17 protein-coding genes are annotated in these 18,452 nt (G+C 53.2%); 12 read left to right on the top strand and 5 right to left on the bottom strand.

Translation table 11 applies throughout. The annotated features are described in order from the left end of the window. Window positions 1-3: 3 nt before the first annotated feature. Genes yihA through hisI form a run of 4 tightly spaced genes read right to left on the bottom strand, consistent with a single transcriptional unit; the run spans window position 4 to window position 3,035 of the window. Window positions 4-621, bottom strand: coding sequence for a ribosome biogenesis GTP-binding protein YihA/YsxC (gene yihA, locus F608_RS0106415; protein ID WP_022664792.1), 618 nt, complete (start codon window positions 619-621; stop codon window positions 4-6). Continuing rightward, on the bottom strand, window positions 618-1,775 hold the full coding sequence (locus tag F608_RS0106420; protein ID WP_022664793.1) for a pyridoxal phosphate-dependent aminotransferase: 1,158 nt from the start codon (window positions 1,773-1,775) through the stop codon (window positions 618-620). The genes yihA and F608_RS0106420 overlap by 4 nt, the downstream gene beginning before the upstream one ends. 10 nt (window positions 1,776-1,785) lie before the next feature. Beyond that, a complete protein-coding gene (gene hisG / locus F608_RS0106425; protein ID WP_022664794.1) occupies window positions 1,786-2,661 on the bottom strand; it encodes an ATP phosphoribosyltransferase in 876 nt (291 codons plus the stop codon). Continuing rightward, window positions 2,661-3,035 (bottom strand): phosphoribosyl-AMP cyclohydrolase, encoded by a 375-nt coding sequence (gene hisI / locus F608_RS0106430; protein ID WP_022664795.1) that lies wholly within the window; start codon window positions 3,033-3,035, stop codon window positions 2,661-2,663. The genes hisG and hisI overlap by 1 nt, the downstream gene beginning before the upstream one ends. Before the next feature lie 184 nt (window positions 3,036-3,219). On the opposite strand from hisI, the gene F608_RS0106435 reads away from it, so the two are divergent. Beyond that, window positions 3,220-5,625, top strand: a complete 2,406-nt coding sequence (locus tag F608_RS0106435) for a penicillin-binding protein 1A (protein ID WP_022664796.1) — start codon at window positions 3,220-3,222, stop codon at window positions 5,623-5,625. 141 nt (window positions 5,626-5,766) lie between these two features. Here F608_RS0106435 and F608_RS36125 read toward each other — a convergent pair whose 3' ends face one another. Continuing rightward, entirely contained in the window at window positions 5,767-5,955 is a 189-nt protein-coding gene (locus F608_RS36125) for a hypothetical protein (RefSeq protein WP_153307455.1), read from the bottom strand. Between the two features lie 318 nt (window positions 5,956-6,273). On the opposite strand from F608_RS36125, the gene pdhA reads away from it, so the two are divergent. From pdhA to F608_RS0106490, 11 genes are all read left to right on the top strand, one after another. Continuing rightward, window positions 6,274-7,365 (top strand): pyruvate dehydrogenase (acetyl-transferring) E1 component subunit alpha, encoded by a 1,092-nt coding sequence (pdhA, locus tag F608_RS0106440; RefSeq protein ID WP_022664797.1) that lies wholly within the window; start codon window positions 6,274-6,276, stop codon window positions 7,363-7,365. Continuing rightward, window positions 7,358-8,338: an alpha-ketoacid dehydrogenase subunit beta gene (locus F608_RS0106445; RefSeq protein WP_022664798.1), complete on the top strand. Its 981-nt coding sequence runs from the start codon at window positions 7,358-7,360 to the stop codon at window positions 8,336-8,338. The genes pdhA and F608_RS0106445 overlap by 8 nt, the downstream gene beginning before the upstream one ends. Window positions 8,339-8,347: 9 nt before the next feature. Then, entirely contained in the window at window positions 8,348-9,652 is a 1,305-nt protein-coding gene (locus tag F608_RS0106450) for a dihydrolipoamide acetyltransferase family protein (RefSeq protein WP_022664799.1), read from the top strand. 35 nt (window positions 9,653-9,687) lie between these two features. Further along, a complete protein-coding gene (gene lpdA, locus F608_RS0106455; RefSeq protein ID WP_022664800.1) occupies window positions 9,688-11,112 on the top strand; it encodes a dihydrolipoyl dehydrogenase in 1,425 nt (474 codons plus the stop codon). Further along, window positions 11,112-11,756 (top strand): lipoate--protein ligase family protein, encoded by a 645-nt coding sequence (locus F608_RS0106460; RefSeq protein ID WP_022664801.1) that lies wholly within the window; start codon window positions 11,112-11,114, stop codon window positions 11,754-11,756. The genes lpdA and F608_RS0106460 overlap by 1 nt, the downstream gene beginning before the upstream one ends. Before the next feature lie 364 nt (window positions 11,757-12,120). Next, complete coding sequence (dctP, locus tag F608_RS0106465; protein ID WP_022664802.1) at window positions 12,121-13,275, top strand: TRAP transporter substrate-binding protein DctP; 1,155 nt, start codon at window positions 12,121-12,123, stop codon at window positions 13,273-13,275. Between the two features lie 81 nt (window positions 13,276-13,356). Further along, entirely contained in the window at window positions 13,357-14,007 is a 651-nt protein-coding gene (locus tag F608_RS0106470) for a TRAP transporter small permease subunit (RefSeq protein ID WP_022664803.1), read from the top strand. A 1-nt stretch (window position 14,008) separates the two neighbouring features. Continuing rightward, on the top strand, window positions 14,009-15,562 hold the full coding sequence (locus F608_RS0106475; protein ID WP_022664804.1) for a TRAP transporter large permease: 1,554 nt from the start codon (window positions 14,009-14,011) through the stop codon (window positions 15,560-15,562). A 117-nt stretch (window positions 15,563-15,679) separates the two neighbouring features. After that, window positions 15,680-16,597 (top strand): methionyl-tRNA formyltransferase, encoded by a 918-nt coding sequence (locus F608_RS0106480; protein ID WP_022664805.1) that lies wholly within the window; start codon window positions 15,680-15,682, stop codon window positions 16,595-16,597. A 297-nt stretch (window positions 16,598-16,894) separates the two neighbouring features. Continuing rightward, window positions 16,895-18,163 (top strand): ATP-grasp domain-containing protein, encoded by a 1,269-nt coding sequence (locus F608_RS0106485; RefSeq protein ID WP_022664806.1) that lies wholly within the window; start codon window positions 16,895-16,897, stop codon window positions 18,161-18,163. Next, window positions 18,164-18,448, top strand: a complete 285-nt coding sequence (locus F608_RS0106490) for a hypothetical protein (RefSeq protein ID WP_022664807.1) — start codon at window positions 18,164-18,166, stop codon at window positions 18,446-18,448. Window positions 18,449-18,452 lie beyond the last annotated feature (4 nt).

The raw sequence follows: 18,452 nt of genomic DNA on the forward strand, positions 1-18,452 counted from the left end.
TTTTTATCCCTCGTACCATTCCATTAGATTTACGATTTCATCCAGGACCGTCTCCCGGCCCAGGCCGGTCTTGGATGAAAAGAGAATCACCCCGTCCTTTTCCCGGTTCATCTGGGAGCATATGGCGGTCAGTCTTTTCTTCTGCTGGGTTTTTGAAAGTTTATCCGCCTTGGTCAGGACCACCAGAAAGGGCATGGAATGGGACTCCAGCCAATGGACCAGGTCAGACTCTTCTTTTCCCGGATCCCGCCGGATATCCACAAGCAGGATCAGGCCGTAGAGATTTTCCCTATGGGAGAGATACCTCTCCACCATGGGCTGCCACTGGTCCCTGATCTTTTTGGAAACCTTGGCATATCCGTACCCGGGCAGATCCACAAAACAAATTTCTTCTCCGGAATCCCGACCGGAATCCGCAAGAACCCGGAAAAAATTAATGAGCTGGGTACACCCGGGCTTGGAGCTGGTTTTCACCATATCCCTTCTTTGGATCAGGGTATTGATCAAAGAGGATTTGCCCACGTTGGAACGGCCGGCAAAGGCAATTTCCGGGAAAGCATGCTCCGGATACTGGGAGGGTTTGACAGCGCTCTTTATGAACTCGACGTTTTTAATCTTCATGTATGGTCTTTTAAATAGGCTTCCATGCGGTCCAGGCCAATGGTCAGGTTCTCCAGGGAGTTGGCATAGGAAAACCGCAGATACCCTTCCCCGTTGGCCCCGAAATCAACGCCCGGGGTGACCCCGATATGGGCCTTTTCCAGAATATCAAAGGCCAGGTGATAGGAATCCATTGAAATATGCTTTACATTGGCAAACACATAAAAGGCCCCGGTGGGTTCCACACTGATTCCCAGGCCCATATCCTTGAGCCGTTTGATCATATATTTTCTCCGGGTATTGTAAACTTCCTTCATCCTGGCCGTTTCTTCCCCGGCATGGGTCAGGGCGGCTGCCCCGGCCAGCTGGACAACGGAATTGGCGCAGATGAAAAAATTCTGCTGGAGCACCTGCAGGGCCCGGATGAACTCCTCCGGGGCGATCAGATACCCCAGGCGCAGCCCGGTCATGGCAAAAAGCTTTGAAAATCCGTTCAGGACAAAGGCCTTATCCGTAAATTCAAGGATAGAGTGTTCCCGGCCCTCGTAGACCAGCCCGTGATAAATTTCATCGGAGATAATGTAGAGATCGTGCTCCCGGGCCACCCCAACGATTTCTTCCATCCGCTCTTTTGGGATGACGTTGCCGGTCGGGTTGGACGGGGAGTTGATGAAGATGGCCTTTGTCCGGGAAGTGATCTTTTCCCGGATGGCCTCCGGGGTATAGACAAACCCCTCTTCCTCGAAAACCGGGACGGTGACCGGAACCCCCTGGGTGTAATGGACGAAATTTTCATAACAGGCATAGTGGGGATCTGAAATAATGATCTCGTCCCCGGGATTCACCAGGGCCGAAAACAAGAGCAGCATGGCAGGAGAGGTGCCCGAGGTCACCAGGATCCGGCCCGGGTCCACCCCGACCCCGTATGTGGTCTGATAGTAATCGGATATGGCCTGCCTGAGCCTCGGATCGCCCAGGCTGTGGGTATAGGAGGTTTCGTTACAGGAAAGCGCCTCAATACTGACCCGGTTCACGCATTCAGGCACATTGAAATCAGGTTCCCCGATTTCCATGTGGATCACGTCAATGCCCCGGGCCTCCATCTTCTGGATTTTTTCCAGGATATCCATGACGATAAAGGGGGTTATATTTTCGCACCGTTTGGCTGGTTTCATGCTCAATCCCCTATAAGACTTTGTTCAGGGGATACTCAATAATCCCTTCTGCCCCTTCCTTGAGCAGCCTGGGAATGAGATCCCGGACATATCCGGTATCAATAATACTCTCCACGGAAAACCAGTCCGACTGATACAGGGGAGCAACCGTCGGACCGTTGAGGCTGGGCAGGAGTCCCACGATCCTGGCGATCTTGTTTTCCGGCACATTCATCTTAATGCCCACCATCTTGTCTGCCACAAGGGCGCTCTGGAGCAGCATGGCGATCTGCTCGATCTTTTCTCTCTTTTTCGGGTCTTCCCAGGCTTTTTTATTGGCAATGAGCTGGGTATTGGTTTCCATTACCTCGTGGATTACCTTGAGGTTATGGGCCCGGATGGTGCTCTCGGTTTCCGTGATTTCCACAATGGCGTCTGCCAGGCCGGACACGATTTTGGCTTCGGTGGCTCCCCAGGAAAATTTCACGTTTACATTGATATTTCTCTTTTGGAAAAACCGCCGGGTGAACTGGACCAGTTCCGTTGAAATGGTCATCCCCGCCAGATCCTCAACCGTGTTCACCGGAGAATCTCCGGCAACGGCAATGACCCACCGGGCCGGGCGGGCAGAGACCTTTGAATAGATCAGATCAGCCACGACATGGACATCGGATTCATGCTCGGCCACCCAGTCCAGGCCGGTCAGGCCTGCGTCGATGATGCCGCTTTCAACATTGATGGACATCTCCTGTGCCCGGCACAGGGCGCATTCGATGCTGTCATCGTTGATGTCCGGAAAATAGCTTCTGCCCTCTACATTGATCTGCCAGCCGGACCGCTTGAACAGATTGATTGTCGCATTCTGAAGGCTCCCCTTTGGGATACCCAGTTTAAGAATTTTTTCCATTATCTATATACCTCTTCCGGATTAAACACCTTTGATTCTGTAATTTTCAATTCATTTCCGTCCACTTTGGAAAAAAAACAGGATTTATAGCCCTTATGGCAGGCAGCGCCTCCCTTTTGCTCGACCTTTAAAAGAAGGGTGTCCCGGTCACAGTCCACCCGGATTTCCCTGACCACCTGGACATGGCCCGAGGTCTCTCCCTTTTTCCAGAGACTCTGCCGGGAACGGCTGTAATAGGTGGCCTTTCCGGATTTCAGGGTTTCATTAAAGGAAGCCTCGTTCATATAGGCGAGCATCAGCACCTCACCGGTGTCGGCATCCTGGGCAATGGCCGGAATCAGGCCCCCGTTTTTTTCAAAATCAAGCGATATCATGACCAATCTCTTTCCTTAATTTCCATTCACCAAAACTGCTATAATTAGCCAATATCCTTTAAAAAGTCAACTCCTATCCTCCTGTTTTTCATCCCAAAATATAATCTTCAGCCTTATTCTATTGCCTTATGAAAGGCAATTTGATAAGAACCTATTTCAAATTATAAAATGACAAATAGCTTCTATGACAGATAAAAAAACCAGGTCCCAGGTTCTGAAAAGCCGGGGAAAGAAAAAAAAGACCAGCCTGTTCCTCTCTTTTATAAAGTGGGGCCTTCTGGGACTGGTCCTTCTGGCCATCCTCGGAAGCGGCGGCCTTGCCGGCCTTTACATCTACCTGAGCCGGGACCTTCCCAGGATCAACACCCTCAACGATTACCGCCCTGCCACGGTCACCAGTGTTTTTTCCGATGACGGCCGGAAAATCGGGGAATTTTACAAGGAACGACGCATCGTCATCCCCCTGTCGGACATGCCGAAAAATCTCATCAACGCATTTGTGGCCGCCGAGGACTCCAGGTTCATGGAGCACCCCGGAATCGACATCCAGTCCATTATCCGGGCCTCCATCAAAAACTTCAAGGCAGGCACCATTGTCCAGGGCGGCTCCACCATCACCCAGCAGGTCACCAAATCCTTTCTCCTGACCCCGGAGCGGACCTATAAGAGAAAACTCAAGGAAGCGGTCCTGGCCTACCGCATCGAAAAGCGATTCACCAAGGAAGAGATCCTGTTTCTCTACCTGAACCAGATCTACCTGGGACACGGAGCCTATGGGGTTGAAGCGGCATCGGAAAACTATTTCGGCAAACATGCCAAGGACCTGAACCTGGCTGAATGCGCCATGATGGCAGGCCTGCCCCAGGCGCCCAGCCGGTACTCGCCGTTTCGATTTCCGGACCGGGCCAAACAGCGTCAGATCTATACCCTCAACCGGATGAAGGAAGAAGGAATGATCTCCAACCTGGAGGTCACCGAAGCCATTGATCTCAAGCTGGACATCAAGCCCAGGAAAAACTGGTTCATAGAAAGGGTTCCCTGTTATACCGAGCATGTGAGGCGGTACGTGGAGAAAATATACGGTGAGGATGCCCTGTACAATCAGGGCCTGCAGATTCACACGGCCGTCAATATCGAACTCCAGAAAATCGCCCGGAAAGCCGTGAAAAAGGGTCTGATCGAGCTGGACCGGCGGATGGGATACCGGGGACCTTTCCGGAATATCCCCTCCCTCCAGGTGGAATCCTTTTCCCGGGACATCGCGGAAAAAATCGGTTCAAACCTTCTGGAAAAAGGCGGAATATACCCGGGGATTGTCCTGAACGTGGATGATGAAGAAAAAACCGTACTGGTCCGGGTGGGGAATTTTCACGGCAGAATCCGTCTGGAGACCATGGCCTGGGCCCGGGAGCCGAACCCCAGGGTTGCCTATTTTAATGCCAAGGTCAGAAAACCCTCCCAGGTCCTGAAACAAGGGGACGAGATCCGGGTACAGGTGGTCAATGAAATCGTCCAGGACAATGAGTATGAATTCACCCTGTTCCAGGAACCCGCAGCCCAGTCCGCCCTCTTGAGTATTGAGTCGGAAACCGGCCATGTCAAAACCATGATCGGAGGACGGGATTTCAGGGACAGCCAGTTCAACCGGGCCTACCAGTCCCGGCGCCAGCCCGGATCCGCATTTAAGCCGATCATCTATGCCGCTGCCCTGGACAAGGGATATACCGCAGCCACCGTGATCATCGACTCCCCTGTGGTCTACGAGGACAAGGAAAGGGATTTTGTATGGAAGCCCCGCAACTACAAGGAAAAATTTTTCGGCCCCACCCTTTTCCGGGACGCCCTGGTCAAATCCAGGAACGTGGTTACCATAAAAATCCTCCAGGATATCGGTATCGACTATGTTATCGATTATTCCAGGAAACTGGGAATCACCTCGGAGATTAACAGGGACCTGTCCATAGCCCTGGGTTCATCAGGGGTTTCCCTGCTGGAACTGGTCAATGCCTATTCGGTCTTCTCCAATCTGGGATATCTTATTGAGCCGGTGTTCATCACCAAAATCGTTGACCGGGACGGCAAGACACTGGAAACAGCCAAACTGGTCCGGAAAAAAGTCATTGACATGAGTTCTGCCTATATCATGACCAGTATCATGGAAAGTGTGGTAAAGTCGGGAACAGGATGGAGGATAAGGGCTCTGAAGCGGCCTGTGGCAGGAAAAACCGGCACCACAAACAATCTTTTTGATGCCTGGTTCATGGGATATACCCCACGGTACACCACCGGGGTCTGGGTAGGGCTGGACCAGGAAGCCTCCCTGGGGGAAGGGGAAACCGGTTCCAGGGCGGCAAGTCCCATCTGGCTGGACTATATGAGCCAGGCCCTGGAGGGGAAGCCGGCCCGGACATTTAACGTACCCGAAGGAATCGTATTTGCAAAAATCGATGCAGAAACAGGTCTCCTTCCCATTGAAGAATCAGAGAAAACCATCTTTGAATGCTTTAAGGAGGGTACCATCCCCCAGGAGCATACCCCCAAACCCAATACGGTCACAGGCTCGGAAGATCTTTTTAAAGAGGGGATATAGAACTCCGGACCCTCCATAAATCTATCCTGAAGGGTCCGGAGAATTGGGGTGTGAGTCCATGGGGTTTGGGAACCGGGATATAAAGATCCCCCCTTCTCATACCCCTTGCCCCATCTCTCACACCCAGGGCTTGCCGTTTGCTTATACGTGGCCGCCGTAAATGCCGGGCTGTTCGGTTCGGGAGCGGGTCCACTCCGGACTCGAAGAAGGGCTGCCGCTGTACTCATGATCCTTAAGTTCGTTCTGCCGTTCAACCTCGCCTTCCCTGACCAGGTTTCTACATTCACCTTCACATCTGCCGTTTATGTCTCTTGATGGTATATTGCTCATTTTTATTTCCTTCAATTTTTCGTTCTCATGTTAAAAAGCCTTCCCGGAGTTGATGTGTCAGAAAAAACAGGAACCGGTCTAAACTATTATCCGGAAAATATTGCGAATCTAAGCTGAATAAAATCCTGTATAACCGGGCACGGTATACAATAAACTAATCCTTGAATTTTGTTAGTCAAGGCTTAAGATTTCATTATTTACAAATTATGTTCTATGGTTATCTTATGGCTGCGCCCCCCTTGGTCCCTATTTAAGGGGGCGGTTCAAAGGAAAGCGCCGGAACTCCAATGACAACACCGGCGGATAAGGAGAAAACCCATGCCCATACAAGAAATTGAAAAGTTCACCATTCTTCACATGCAGATCCTGGATGAAAAGGGTAAAGTGGATCCGGAGCTTGAACCGGATCTGACCGACGAGGAACTGACAGGCCTTTACCGTCAGATGACCCTGTCCAGAATGGCAGATACAAGGATGCTCAATCTCCAGCGACAGGGAAGACTGGGCACCCTGCCGGCATGCACGGGACAGGAGGCCGCATTTTGCGCACCGGTTCTGGCCCTCAAGGAAACCGACTGGTTTGTGGGATCTTACAGGGAGATCGGAGCACGCCTCATGCGGGGAGAATCCCTTGTGAATCTTCTCCGCCTCTATAACGGATTTGAAGAGGGGGCAATCAACACCCAGAATGCCCGGACCCTGCCCATATCCATTATCCTGGCCTCCCAGCTTCCCCATGCAGTGGGCCTGGCCTACGGGTCCAGGCTCCAGGGGGAAAAGGATACGGTGGCCCTGACCATTTTCGGCGACGGAGCCACCTCCGAGGGAGATTTCCATGAGGCCCTCAACTTCGCCTCTGTGTGGAAGGCGCCGGTAATCTTTCTCTGCCAGAACAATCAATTTGCCATTTCCACGCCGACCCGGTTCCAGACCGGATCCCCCACCATTGCCCAGAAGGCCGCAGCTTACGGCATTCCGGGCATCCGGGTGGACGGAAACGATGCCTTGGCCGTTTACCGGGCCGTAAAAGAGGCGGCCGACCGGGCCCGGGACAACCAGGGTCCCACCCTGATCGAGGCCTTCACCTTCCGCATGCTCATGCACACCACGGCGGATGATCCCAAACGGTACCGGGACGATGAAATGGTGGAGTCCTGGAAGGAAAAGGATCCCCTGACCCGGTTCAGGATCTATTTGACCCGGAAAAAGCTCTGGGACGATGATCGCCAGAAGGCCATGGAAGATGAGTTGAAACAGGAAATTGACGACTCTGTAAAGGAATTCGAATCCCAGAAGGACTTCAGACCCGAAGCCCCCTTTGATTATGTATTTGAAAACCGGGACCCCGACCTTGAGGAGCAGCACCAGGCCTTTCTGGAAGATATGAAAAAGGAGGCGGAAAATGGCTGAGATAAACATGGTACAATCCCTGAACCAGACCCTGCACAGGGTCATGGAAGCCGATGAAAAGGTATTGATCATGGGAGAGGACGTGGGAGTCAACGGCGGAGTCTTCCGGGTCACCCAGGGACTTTATGAAAAATTCGGACGGAAAAGGGTCATTGACTCTCCCCTGGCGGAATCGGCCATCCTGGGGACGGCCATCGGCATGGCCATTTCCGGGCTCAAGCCGGTGATCGAAATGCAGTTCTCCGGGTTTTCCTATCTGATGATGCACCAGCTGGAGGGCAATGCCGGAAGGATGAGAACCCGGTCCCGGGGACAATTCACCGTTCCCCTGGTGATCCGAATGCCTTACGGAGGCGGTGTCAGGGCCCTGGAGCACCATTCCGAGAGCAAGGAAGCCTATTATGCCCATACGGCCGGGGTCAAGGTGGTGATCCCCTCCAGTCCGTCCAATGCCGGCCCCCTGCTTGCGGCGGCCATTGAGGACCCGGATCCCGTGGTCTTCATGGAGCCCAAACGCTCCTACCGCTCCTTCAGGGAAGAGGTGAACGAAACCACTGAGAAAAAACCCCTCGGCCGGGCAGAGATCCTGAAACCGGGAGATGACATCACCATCATCTCCTGGGGCGCCATGGTCCGGGATGTGTTAAGGGCCGTAAAGGACCTGGAGCAGGAAAAGGGGATTCACCCGGAGATCATCGATCTTTTGAGCATATTTCCCATGGATACCCAGACCATTGTGGAATCGGTGAAAAAAACCGGCCGGTGCGTTATCGTCCAGGAGGCCCAGCAGACCCTGGGTCCGGCCTCGGAAATCATTGCCCGGATCAACGACAAGGCCCTGATGTACCTTGAAGCCCCGGTCCGCCGGGTGACCGGGTACGACATCCCGGTTCCTCTTTTCGGCCGGGAAAACTTCTATATGCCCTCCAGAAACAGGATTGCCCGGGCCGTTCTGGATACCCTCAATGAATAGGAGATGACCATGTTTGAATTCAAGCTTCCCGACCTTGGCGAAGGCATCCACGAAGGAGAACTGATCAAATGGCATGTGAGCCAAGGACAGAGTGTAAAAGAAGATGACCCCCTCTGCGACATGGAAACGGACAAGGCCCTGGTCACCATTCCCTCTCCCCGGGCCGGAACCATTGCCGGTCTCACCGGCTCCCCCGGGGACATCATCCGGGTGGGCGAGGTCTTTGTGGTCATTGAGGAAGAGGCCGGATCGGCCCAAAAACCCAAAGAGTCCCGGGAGAGTTCACCCTCCCCGGAACCTGCGCCCAAGCAACCCCCGGAAAGCCCTGAAAAACCCGAAACTCCTTCTGAAAAAAAGAGGGCCGTGGCAGCCCCGGCGGTGAGGCGGGTTGCCCGGGAAATGGGAATCGACATCAACCGGGTAACCGGAACCGGTCCCGGAGGCAGGGTCACCCGGGAGGACCTGAAGGCCTTTGAACCGGGAAAAACCCGTGAACCGGAAACCAGTGACGGATCCCAGGATCAGGAAGAAAGATCACCCCGGGGAGTCACAACCGATCCGGGAGTTGGAATCCCCTTTCTTGAGATCCAGCCTTTGCCGGATTATGAAAATTCAGGCCCCGTGGAAAGAGAGCCCATCCGGTCCCTGAGGCGGAAAACAGCCGTAAAGACAACCACTTCCTCCCTTCTCATTCCCCATGTGGCCCATATGGATGAAATCGAAGTTACCGAGCTGGAATCCATCCGACAGACATGTAACCGGGATCGGGCAAAAGAGGAAAAGATCACCCTCATGGCCTTTGTCATCCGGGGTGTATCCGCTCTTCTCAAGGAATTTCCCGAATTCAACGCCAGCCTGGATCCCCATAAGATGGAGATCATTTACAAAAAATTCTATCACATCGGCTTTGCCGCTGACACGCCCCGGGGACTTATGGTTCCGGTGATCCGGCAGGCAGACCAAAAGAGCGTCGCCACCCTGGCCCGGGAAATCCGGGCTTTGGCGCAAAAGGGAAAAGAGGGGAGTATCAGCCCGGAAGAACTTTCCAAGGGAACCTTTTCCGTGACCAATGTGGGGGCCGTGGGCGGCACCCATGTTTTTCCGATCATCAATTATCCGGAATCCGCCATCCTGGGCCTGGGCCGGGTGAGGAAAATTCCCATGGTCAAGGATGAAGAGATCAGACCGGGCTTAAGTCTTCCCGTGACCTTAAGTTTTGACCACCGCCTGGCCGACGGTGTCCGCGCCGCCCTTTTTATTGGCAGACTCAAGGCCATGCTGGAAGACCCAAAAACATTTATGACGGAAATTTAAACAGAAGGATTTACCCCTTTTAAGGAGAGCAGCAGATGGTTGTCGGAGAACTGACCTATGATACGGACCTGGTGGTCCTGGGCGGAGGCCCGGGCGGATACACGGCAGCCATCCGGGCGGCCGATCTGGGAAAAGAAGTCATGCTGGTGGAAGCCCGGCCCGGCTTAGGCGGGGTCTGCCTCACCGAAGGATGCATCCCCTCCAAAACCCTGATCCATGCCGTGGGGCTCAAGGAAAACCTGAAGGATGCCCAATCCATGGGGGTGATCCATGATCCTGTCCGGTTTGATCCGGAACGGCTGGGCCAGTGGATAGGAGAAGCGGTAAAGGACCTGTCCCAGGGCATTTCCAGTCTCTTTAAAAACCGGCATATCCAGGTAGTCCAAGGCCATGGCCGGTTTATCGAAAATCACAAACTCTTTGTCCAGGGAACCAACACCAGCATCCGGTTCAGACAGGCCGTCATTGCCACGGGTTCCCGGATCAATACTCTTCCCGAGTCCCTGCTGTCCGAAAAAGACCTTGACCTGTGGACCTCTGCCCAGGCCCTGACCCTGCCGGAAATTCCCGAATCCCTGCTGGTGATCGGAGGAGGCTATATTGGTCTTGAAATCGGCCAGGCCTATGCCGGCCTGGGCAGTGAGGTCACCCTGGTGGAGTTCAACCCCCGGCTTCTGTCCGGAGCCGACCCGGACCTGGTCAAAGTGGTCCTTCATCAGTGCGAAAAAGACTTTAAGGATATTCATACCGGTTCAAAGATCACCCGCATCGTGGGAAAAGGGCCGGGATTTGAGGTCGAATTTGAAAAGGACGGAAAAACGATTTCCCAGATCTTTGACCGGGTCCTGGCCGCCACGGGCAGGCGGCCCAACACCGATGACATCGGTCTTGATCTCATCGGTCTGAACAGGGATGACAAAGGTCTGATCCACACCGATGACCAGTGCCGGACCTCTCTGGGCCATATCTTTGCCGTGGGGGACATCACCCCGGGGCCTGCCCTTGCCCACAAGGCCGCCCGGGAGGGAAAGGTGGCGGCCGAAGTCATTGCCGGCCAATCCTCGGCCTTTGACAATGTCGCCGTCCCGGCGGTTCTGTTCACCCGGCCTGAACTTGCCTGGACAGGGCTTACAGAAAGCCGGGCCAAAGAAAAGAAGATCCCCTTTACCCTGGGCCGGTTTCCCCTGACCGCCCTGGGCCGGGCAAAAAGCACGGGAAAGACCCAAGGCTTTGTCAAGATCCTGGCGGATCCGGAATCCTCACTGATTCTGGGGATGGGAATGGCCGGGGAGCACGCTTCAGAGCTCATCGGTCAGGGAACCCTTGCCATTGAAATGGGGGCCACCCTGGAAGATCTCATGGTCAGTATCCAGCCTCACCCCACATTTTCCGAGGCCCTGATGGAAGCGGCGGAGGCAGCCGCCACAGGCTCGGTCCATCTGGGACAGAGGAGGCGGTAATGGTAGACCGATCCATGCCCTTTCCCCTGGATGATCCCATGATCTCTTTTGTTGAATCCGGGCAGGGCCCCCGTCTGTTTTGCGCCCCTTTTTCCCACACGGCCCTGGTGGCCGGGAAAGGATCCGACCTTTCCCGGGAAATCAGACTGGACCGGGCAGCAAGGGACGAGGTCCCGGTATACCGGAGAAGAGGCGGGGGATGTACGGTCTTTCTTGACCCTGAAACCATTGTTGTATCCGTTGCCTTTCCGGTTTCCGGCTTCGGCGGGATACAGACCCTTTTCAACGCCTGTACAAACTGGCTGATCCGGGGATTGAACAGGACCACCGGACTTGTCCTGTACACGGACGGAGTTTCAGACCTTGTCCTGGAGAATCGGAAAATAGGCGGTTCCTGTTTCTACCGGTCTAAAGGCCTGGCCTTTTTCAGTGCCTCCATCCTGGGATCCACCAACCTTGACCTGATGGATGAATACCTGCCCATCCCCCCAAGGGAGCCTGTCTACCGGCGGGGCAGAAACCACAGGGATTTTCTGACCCGCCTGTCGGATCACCTGGGAGCCATAAATAGTCAAGAACTCTCGACCGGCTTAAAAAATAATTTATATCTTGAAAATCCGGTTCTCCGTGCCAGGGCGGCATAAATTCATTCCAGAACCACTGGACCAGATTTACAGCCTCAATAGTTACGGAATGGCCTCTCCCATAAGACCATTCCCCATTTTAAGTATTGGTAAGACCAGAGATCAATTTCTCCATGACCCTTTGTTTCCCCGACCTGGGTTCAAATCCGAACACACTGCCACTAAAGGTTTTTCAATTTTTGTTGCGTTTTTGCACAAAAAAGTATTTGACAAGAATCTCTTTATATGATTTTACTTGGTACCAGGTCGGACCAAGCGATGAATAAGGGTGTGACCCTGGTTTTTTACTGACAGACGAATGCACAACCAATATGTTCAGCCTAAGTTGTTGGAAACACAAACCCTTAATGTGAGGAGTGTATTTATGGAAGAGCACGATCGGAAAAAGGACCTGCCAGAAAAAAACGTCACTGAAAAAAAAGATCGCCGTAGTTTTCTGAAAAATGCCGCCGTTGCGGGGGCAGCACTTGCCGCCGGCAGTGCCGTCGGACCCTTTGTCAGAAATGCCAAAGCAGCCAAAACCACTGTCTGGAAGATCCAGTCTGTCTGGGATGCCGGCACCAGCGGGTATACGCTTTTTGAAAGCTGGTGCAACGGATTCCAGGAAAAATCCGACGGCGCCCTTGTGGTCAAACCCTTTCCGGCAAAATCGGTTGCAGCGGACAACAACGCTCTTTTCGAAGCGGTCAAGATGGGTGTACTCCAAGGCATGAACCCCTTTACCCTTTACTGGGCAGGCAAGATTCCCGCCTCGGTATTCCTGTCTTCCTATCCTGCAGGCCCGGACCAGCCGGCCCAGTGGGACACCATGTTTGACAGCCTCGGCATGCTTGGGCTGGCAAGGGAGATCTATGCGAAACACGGTCTTTTCTACGTCGGTCACATTCACCATGACGCCAATATCATTCACTCCAAAAAACCGGTCAGCACCCTTGAGGACTTCAAAGGTCTCAAACTGAGAGTCCCCGGCGGTATGGTTGCCGAAGTCTTTCAGTCATTCGGGGCCAGTACTGTCAGCCTGCCCGGTTCAGACATCTTCCCGGGTCTTGAAAAAGGCGTTATCGACGCTGCCGACTATGTGGGTCCGGCTGTTAACTGGGACCTTGGATTTGCCCAGGTCACCAAGTACATCCTGTTTGGCCCTCCAGGCCTGATGTCCGTTTACCAGCCCGTTGACCTCATGGACCTTACGGTAAACCTCGGTGCCTGGAAACGCCTGGATCCGAAACTGCAGACCCTGGTCGAAGAAGAGGTCCGCTCTTACTCTTACAAGCACTACACCGGCATCCAGAAGAGAAACGTCGAAGCCTTGAAAAAATTCAAGGAAGCCGGCAGCACAGTTAACCGGTTGAGCCAGGAAGATATGAAAAAATTCCGTAGAACATCCATACCCATCTGGTTCAACTGGGCAAAGAAAAGCCCCGGAGCAGCCAAGGTATTCAAACTCCAGCTCGATTTCATGATGAACGATATCATGGGATATGTCACTCCCGACGAAATCAAGGGCCTATCCATCTAAAAACAAAGCGTCCAGCCAGGGGAACCGGGGATTCATCCCCGGTTCCCCTCTTCATGAAACACCAAAGAGGAATTTTGATTAATGAACGAAACCATAGATTTTGGGTTTGTGCTCCCCCATTGGTTTTACTGGGGATGGCTGTGCTTGATGCCCATAGTATTTATTATTCTGTGCGCCCGCAAGCAGTCAGCTGCCCCGGTCCAGGACGAAAATACCGAGCCAGAACCAAGCAACAAGATCACCCGGATCATCGACTGGATATCCGAACATACCGGAATGTTCGTCGGATTTTGGACCATCAACGCCGTTTTTGCATACGGTTTTGAAGTCATTGCCCGCTATATTTTCAACAAACCCACCATCTGGGTTCACGAGTCCTGCTTTTTGCTCTTCGGCATGCAGTATCTGATTTCAGGGGCCTATGCCTATCTCCATGGTTCCCATGTTGCCGTGGACATCCTTTACAACAAACTTCCCAGGAGAGGGCAGCACGGCCTTGACATCTTCACCTCTGTGTTCTCCTTTATCTTTTTTATCACCCTCCTGGGGACCTCCTGGCGATTTGCCATGGACTCCCTCCTAATGAAAGAAAGATCCGTCGAAACCTGGCAGATTCACTACGGCCCGGTCAAGATGACCATGTTCATTGGAGCGGTCCTGCTGCTTCTGGCCCTCATATCCAAGCTTTACAAGGATATCAAACGATTTAACCAACTTGGCAGGGGTGAATAAGATGGAAACGGTAATAACTGAAAAAGAAAACAAGTTAGGAGCCGCAACCAAGTCCGGAGGAAAATTCTGGAATTTTGTGGTATACGGGGTCTCGATTCTAATCCTGTTTGTTGTGGCCGTGGAGATGATCAATATCATGTTCTACGACCCCTACGGAGATGAAAAATTCCTTTTCCGGACAGCCGGAATGCTGGCCGGGTATGACATTGCCAACCTGACCTGGTATATGTTCGGCAGCCTGCTCATCCTGCTGATGATGGGACTTCCCCTGGCATTTGTTACGGGCGGGCTTGGGGTTGTATTTATCTACCTGGTCGGCGACCAGGCCATGCTCAATATCCTGCCCAGCCGGATTTTTCCCATGATGACCAACTCGGACCTGGCCGCCATCCCGCTTTTTATATTCATGGCCTCCATGCTTGAACGGGCCGGCATCATCGAAGAGATGTTTTCCGTGGTTTACAAGTGGATGGGAGGCCTGCGGGGCGGACTGGCTGCTGCCACCATTGTGGCGTCAACCATCCTTGCAGCCATGGTCGGCGTAATCGGAGCCGCGGTCGTGACCATGGGCATCATTGCCCTTCCGGCCATGCTCCAGAGGGACTATGACGAACAGATCGCCCTTGGGTCCATCATGGCCGGCGGCACCCTGGGAATCCTGATCCCGCCCTCGATTCTGGCCATTCTCTATGCCGTGGTTGCCCAGCAGTCCGTGGGTGAGCTCTACATCGGTTCCCTGGCACCGGGCCTGCTTCTGTCCGGTATGTACGTCACCTATGTACTGGTCCGGTCTTATCTGAACAAAGATCTGTGTCCGGCCATTCCGCCGGAGGACTGCATCAGCCTTGGAGAAAAATTAAAGCTTCTCAAGAGCCTCATTGCCCCCATCATCCTCGTGTTTCTGGTCCTTGGCCTGCTGTTCGGCGGGATTGCCACTCCGGTTGAGGCGGCGGGAATCGGCTCCTGCGGAGCGGTTTTTGTGGCCCTGCTTTCCGGGAAGCTGTCCCTGATCGGCCTGAAGGAAGCTTCCATGCAGACCCTGCGGGCCTCGTCCATGGTTCTCTGGATCATGTTCGGCGCCTCGGTATTTGTAGGATTTTACATTCTCCAGGGCGGCCAGGCCTTTATTACTGAAATGCTCCTCGGCACCGGCCTGGGATCATACGGGATCCTGTTCTTTATGATGATCCTTCTGGTCATTCTGGGGATGTTCCTGGACTGGGTAGGAATTTTGCTTCTGGCAGTTCCCATTTTCGTGCCCATTATCAAGTCCCTTACCTTTCCGGGACTCTTTGGTCTGCCCGGACCAGACCCCAACCAGATCGCCCTGTGGTTCGGCGTTCTCTATCTGATCAACATGCAGATGTCTTTTTTGAGCCCGCCCTTTGGATACGCCCTCTTTTATATCCGGGGAGTCACCCCTCCCCATATTAAAATGGGTACCATCTTCAAGGCCTCCCTGGTATTTTTGGTGATGCAGTGTATCGGACTTGCGATCTGTGTCCTCTTTCCCATCGTCATCACCTACTTTCCGGATCTGGTCTACGGACATTAAAGGACTGCCGGCGGCAGTCGTTAACATGCAGGATTAGAACAGATAACAAAGCCTTGGTCAGATTAATCCTGCCAAGGCTTTGTTTTTAATTCTCCAGGAAGAGAAAGGAAGGTCAACATGAGAATCGTCTTTATCGGACAGGCCCCCTTTGGCAGAGATGTACTAAAAGCACTTATCAAACAGGGAGAAGAGATCGCCGGGGTGATCACAATCCCCGACTCCCCCAACCCGGCCCATAAAAACCCGGTCAAAGAGTGGGCCCTGGAAAATGACCTGCCCCTGTTTCAATCCCGGCTGCTCAAACCGCCTGAAGTCGTCTCCTGGGTGAAAGATCTTCAGCCGGATCTTCTGGTGCTGGCCTTTGTCACCGCCTTTGTTCCGGAAAAAATGCTTGACCTTGCCCCCCTGGGCGGCATTAACTACCACCCTTCCCTTCTGCCGAAATACCGGGGCGGCTCGGCCATCAACTGGGCCGTCATCAACGGTGAAGCCGAAACCGGGGTCAGTGTCCACTTTGTGGATCCGGGAGTGGATACCGGACCCATCATTCTCCAGGAAAAAGTAGAAATCGCCCCCGATGATACGGTAAAAAGCCTTTATTTTGAAAAACTCTACCCCATGGGGGTCAGGATGATGGCCCAGGCCGTGGAACAGATTCGGAAAGGAGAGGTAAAATCACTTGTCCAGGATGAAACCAAGGCCTCTTTCCAGCCTGTCATCAGCGATAAAGATACGGTCATCGACTGGACCTGCTCAACCCAGAAAATCTATGATCTCATCCGCGGTTCCGACCCGAGTCCCGGGGCAGTCACCCGGGTTAAAGGTGAGAAATGTAAGATATTTGACGCCCGAAAGGGGACAGGGACAGGAAATCCCGGGAAGGTGATCTTGATTTCGGACGACTCTTTCACCGTGGCCACCGGAGACGGATCTATCTGCGTTAGGGTTGTTCAGCCCCGGGGAAGCAAGAAGATACCGGCCCGGGAATTCATGGAAAACGCCGGACTCAGGCAGGGGGATGAGCTTGGAAAATAAGCCGGATCACGCCCCTTATTATTCATCTGGTAAGACCAGCCAATCGTAAGGCCCTCACCACCAAGGGAGGAGAAGACCCGGAAATCCAACCGTTCGTTTTTAAATAAAATATTGGTATTTATTGGCTTTTTTTTAAAAAGTATTTGACAATGATTTGGGAATATGCTTTTTTATTTGATCAGGTCAGACCAGATGAAAATCGATCCAAATTGCCAATGACAAAAACGGATGGTGCAAATTATTCATCAGCCACAAAGCAAACAAGGATAAAATCAATATTTTGGTTATGGAGGTTAAATGGCAAAGTTTCTAGAATATCAAGGAAAAGAATTTTTCAAGCAGTCGAAAATCCCCATCCCCGAGGGGATCGTTGCCAGCACTCCTGAAGAGGCAAAGGCAGCGGCAAAAAAACTGGCAAGACCTGTCATGGTCAAGGCCCAGGTGCATGCAGGAGGCAGGGGAAAGGCCGGCGGCGTCAAATTCGCCGACACCCCGGATGAGGCCGAAGCCAGAGCCCGGGAGATCCTGGGAATGGACATAAAGGGACTGGAAGTGAAACAGGTCCTGGTCGAAGAGCAGTTGGACATTGTCCAGGAATTCTATGTGGGCATCATCATCAACTCTGCCCAGGAAGTCCGCGGACCGGTATTGATGTTCAGCCCCGACGGCGGCATGGACATTGAATCCGTATCCAGCGACAGGATCTCCACACTGAACGTGGACGTGGTCAAGGGACTGATGCCCTACGACACCCTTAATATGGCCGCTTCCATGGGGGTTGCGGGCAAGCCCCTAAGGCAGGTTGCCGATATCATCTTTAAACTCTTCAAAATGTTCCAGAAACTGGACTGCCGGACCCTGGAAATCAATCCTCTGGTGCTGACGGCCGACGGCAGGGTCATTGCGGCGGACTGCCGCATGGCCGTGGATGACCAGGCCCTTTTCAGACACCCGGAAATGGGAATAAAAATCGGTCGAGAATTCCTGAAAGAACCCACGGAGTTCGATCTCATTGGATGGTCCTTTGAAGCCAGCGATTTCAGGGGAACCAGCTATGTAGCTGAAATGACGCCCCCTGAAGTGGTGGCCAAGGGCGGTTATGTGGGATACCACGGAATCGGCGGCGGTGCCGCCATGATCGGAATGGATGCCCTCAATAAAGTGGGACTGAAGATCGCCGACTATGCCGACACCTCAGGAAACCCCACGGCTTCCAAGGTCTACCGGACCACAAAGCTGATCCTGTCCCAGCCGGGCATTGATGCCTATTTTCTTGCCGGCTTTATGATGGCCAACCAGGAACAATGGCACCACGCCCACGGCCTTGTCAAGGCCCTGAGGGAAGAGCTGCCCAAGAAACCGGGCTTTCCGGCGGTACTGCTCCTGTGCGGCAACAAGGAAAAGGAATCCCAGGAAATCTTAAAAGAGGGGCTGGCCGATCTGGACGCCCGGATTGAAATCTACGACCGGGAGCGGGTCTATGACGCCACGTTCATTGCAGGCCGGGTCAAGGCCCTGGTGGATGAATACAAAAAGGACCAGTCTGTATCACAGGGGGATAATTAAATGGAATTTAACGAAAGAACAATAAAAATTATCATTGATGAATCCAAATGTGAGGGCTGCACCACCCATGCCTGTGTGGATGCCTGTAAAACCTTCAGCAGAGGGATTCTTGAATTAAAAGACGGCAAAGTCTGTGCAAACGGTTCCGCTGAAGAACTGGAACGCAAGGGAACGGAATGCCTGGCATGCGAATACGAATGCTGGTTCAGGGGCAACGGAGCCATCACCATTGAGGCTCCCATCGAAGGACTTGACGCTTACAGGCAGAGACACGGAACAAATTAAGAGG

Source organism: Desulfospira joergensenii DSM 10085 (assembly GCF_000420085.1).
GTDB classification, from domain to species: domain Bacteria; phylum Desulfobacterota; class Desulfobacteria; order Desulfobacterales; family Desulfobacteraceae; genus Desulfospira; species Desulfospira joergensenii.

Excerpts from the sequence above, each read along its gene's own strand:
- F608_RS0106485 (WP_022664806.1), top strand. The coding sequence starts at position 16,895 with ATGGCAAAGTTTCTAGAATATCAAGGAAAAGAATTTTTCAAGCAGTCG.
- F608_RS0106480 (WP_022664805.1), top strand. The coding sequence starts at position 15,680 with ATGAGAATCGTCTTTATCGGACAGGCCCCCTTTGGCAGAGATGTACTA.
- hisG (WP_022664794.1), bottom strand. The coding sequence starts at position 2,661 with ATGGAAAAAATTCTTAAACTGGGTATCCCAAAGGGGAGCCTTCAGAAT.
- F608_RS0106420 (WP_022664793.1), bottom strand. The coding sequence starts at position 1,775 with ATGAAACCAGCCAAACGGTGCGAAAATATAACCCCCTTTATCGTCATG.
- F608_RS0106475 (WP_022664804.1), top strand. The coding sequence starts at position 14,009 with ATGGAAACGGTAATAACTGAAAAAGAAAACAAGTTAGGAGCCGCAACC.
- lpdA (WP_022664800.1), top strand. The coding sequence starts at position 9,688 with ATGGTTGTCGGAGAACTGACCTATGATACGGACCTGGTGGTCCTGGGC.
- F608_RS0106445 (WP_022664798.1), top strand. The coding sequence starts at position 7,358 with ATGGCTGAGATAAACATGGTACAATCCCTGAACCAGACCCTGCACAGG.
- F608_RS0106450 (WP_022664799.1), top strand. The coding sequence starts at position 8,348 with ATGTTTGAATTCAAGCTTCCCGACCTTGGCGAAGGCATCCACGAAGGA.
- F608_RS0106435 (WP_022664796.1), top strand. The coding sequence starts at position 3,220 with ATGACAGATAAAAAAACCAGGTCCCAGGTTCTGAAAAGCCGGGGAAAG.
- F608_RS0106460 (WP_022664801.1), top strand. The coding sequence starts at position 11,112 with ATGGTAGACCGATCCATGCCCTTTCCCCTGGATGATCCCATGATCTCT.
- dctP (WP_022664802.1), top strand. The coding sequence starts at position 12,121 with ATGGAAGAGCACGATCGGAAAAAGGACCTGCCAGAAAAAAACGTCACT.
- yihA (WP_022664792.1), bottom strand. The coding sequence starts at position 621 with ATGAAGATTAAAAACGTCGAGTTCATAAAGAGCGCTGTCAAACCCTCC.
- hisI (WP_022664795.1), bottom strand. The coding sequence starts at position 3,035 with ATGATATCGCTTGATTTTGAAAAAAACGGGGGCCTGATTCCGGCCATT.
- F608_RS0106470 (WP_022664803.1), top strand. The coding sequence starts at position 13,357 with ATGAACGAAACCATAGATTTTGGGTTTGTGCTCCCCCATTGGTTTTAC.
- pdhA (WP_022664797.1), top strand. The coding sequence starts at position 6,274 with ATGCCCATACAAGAAATTGAAAAGTTCACCATTCTTCACATGCAGATC.
- F608_RS0106490 (WP_022664807.1), top strand. The coding sequence starts at position 18,164 with ATGGAATTTAACGAAAGAACAATAAAAATTATCATTGATGAATCCAAA.
- F608_RS36125 (WP_153307455.1), bottom strand. The coding sequence starts at position 5,955 with ATGAGCAATATACCATCAAGAGACATAAACGGCAGATGTGAAGGTGAA.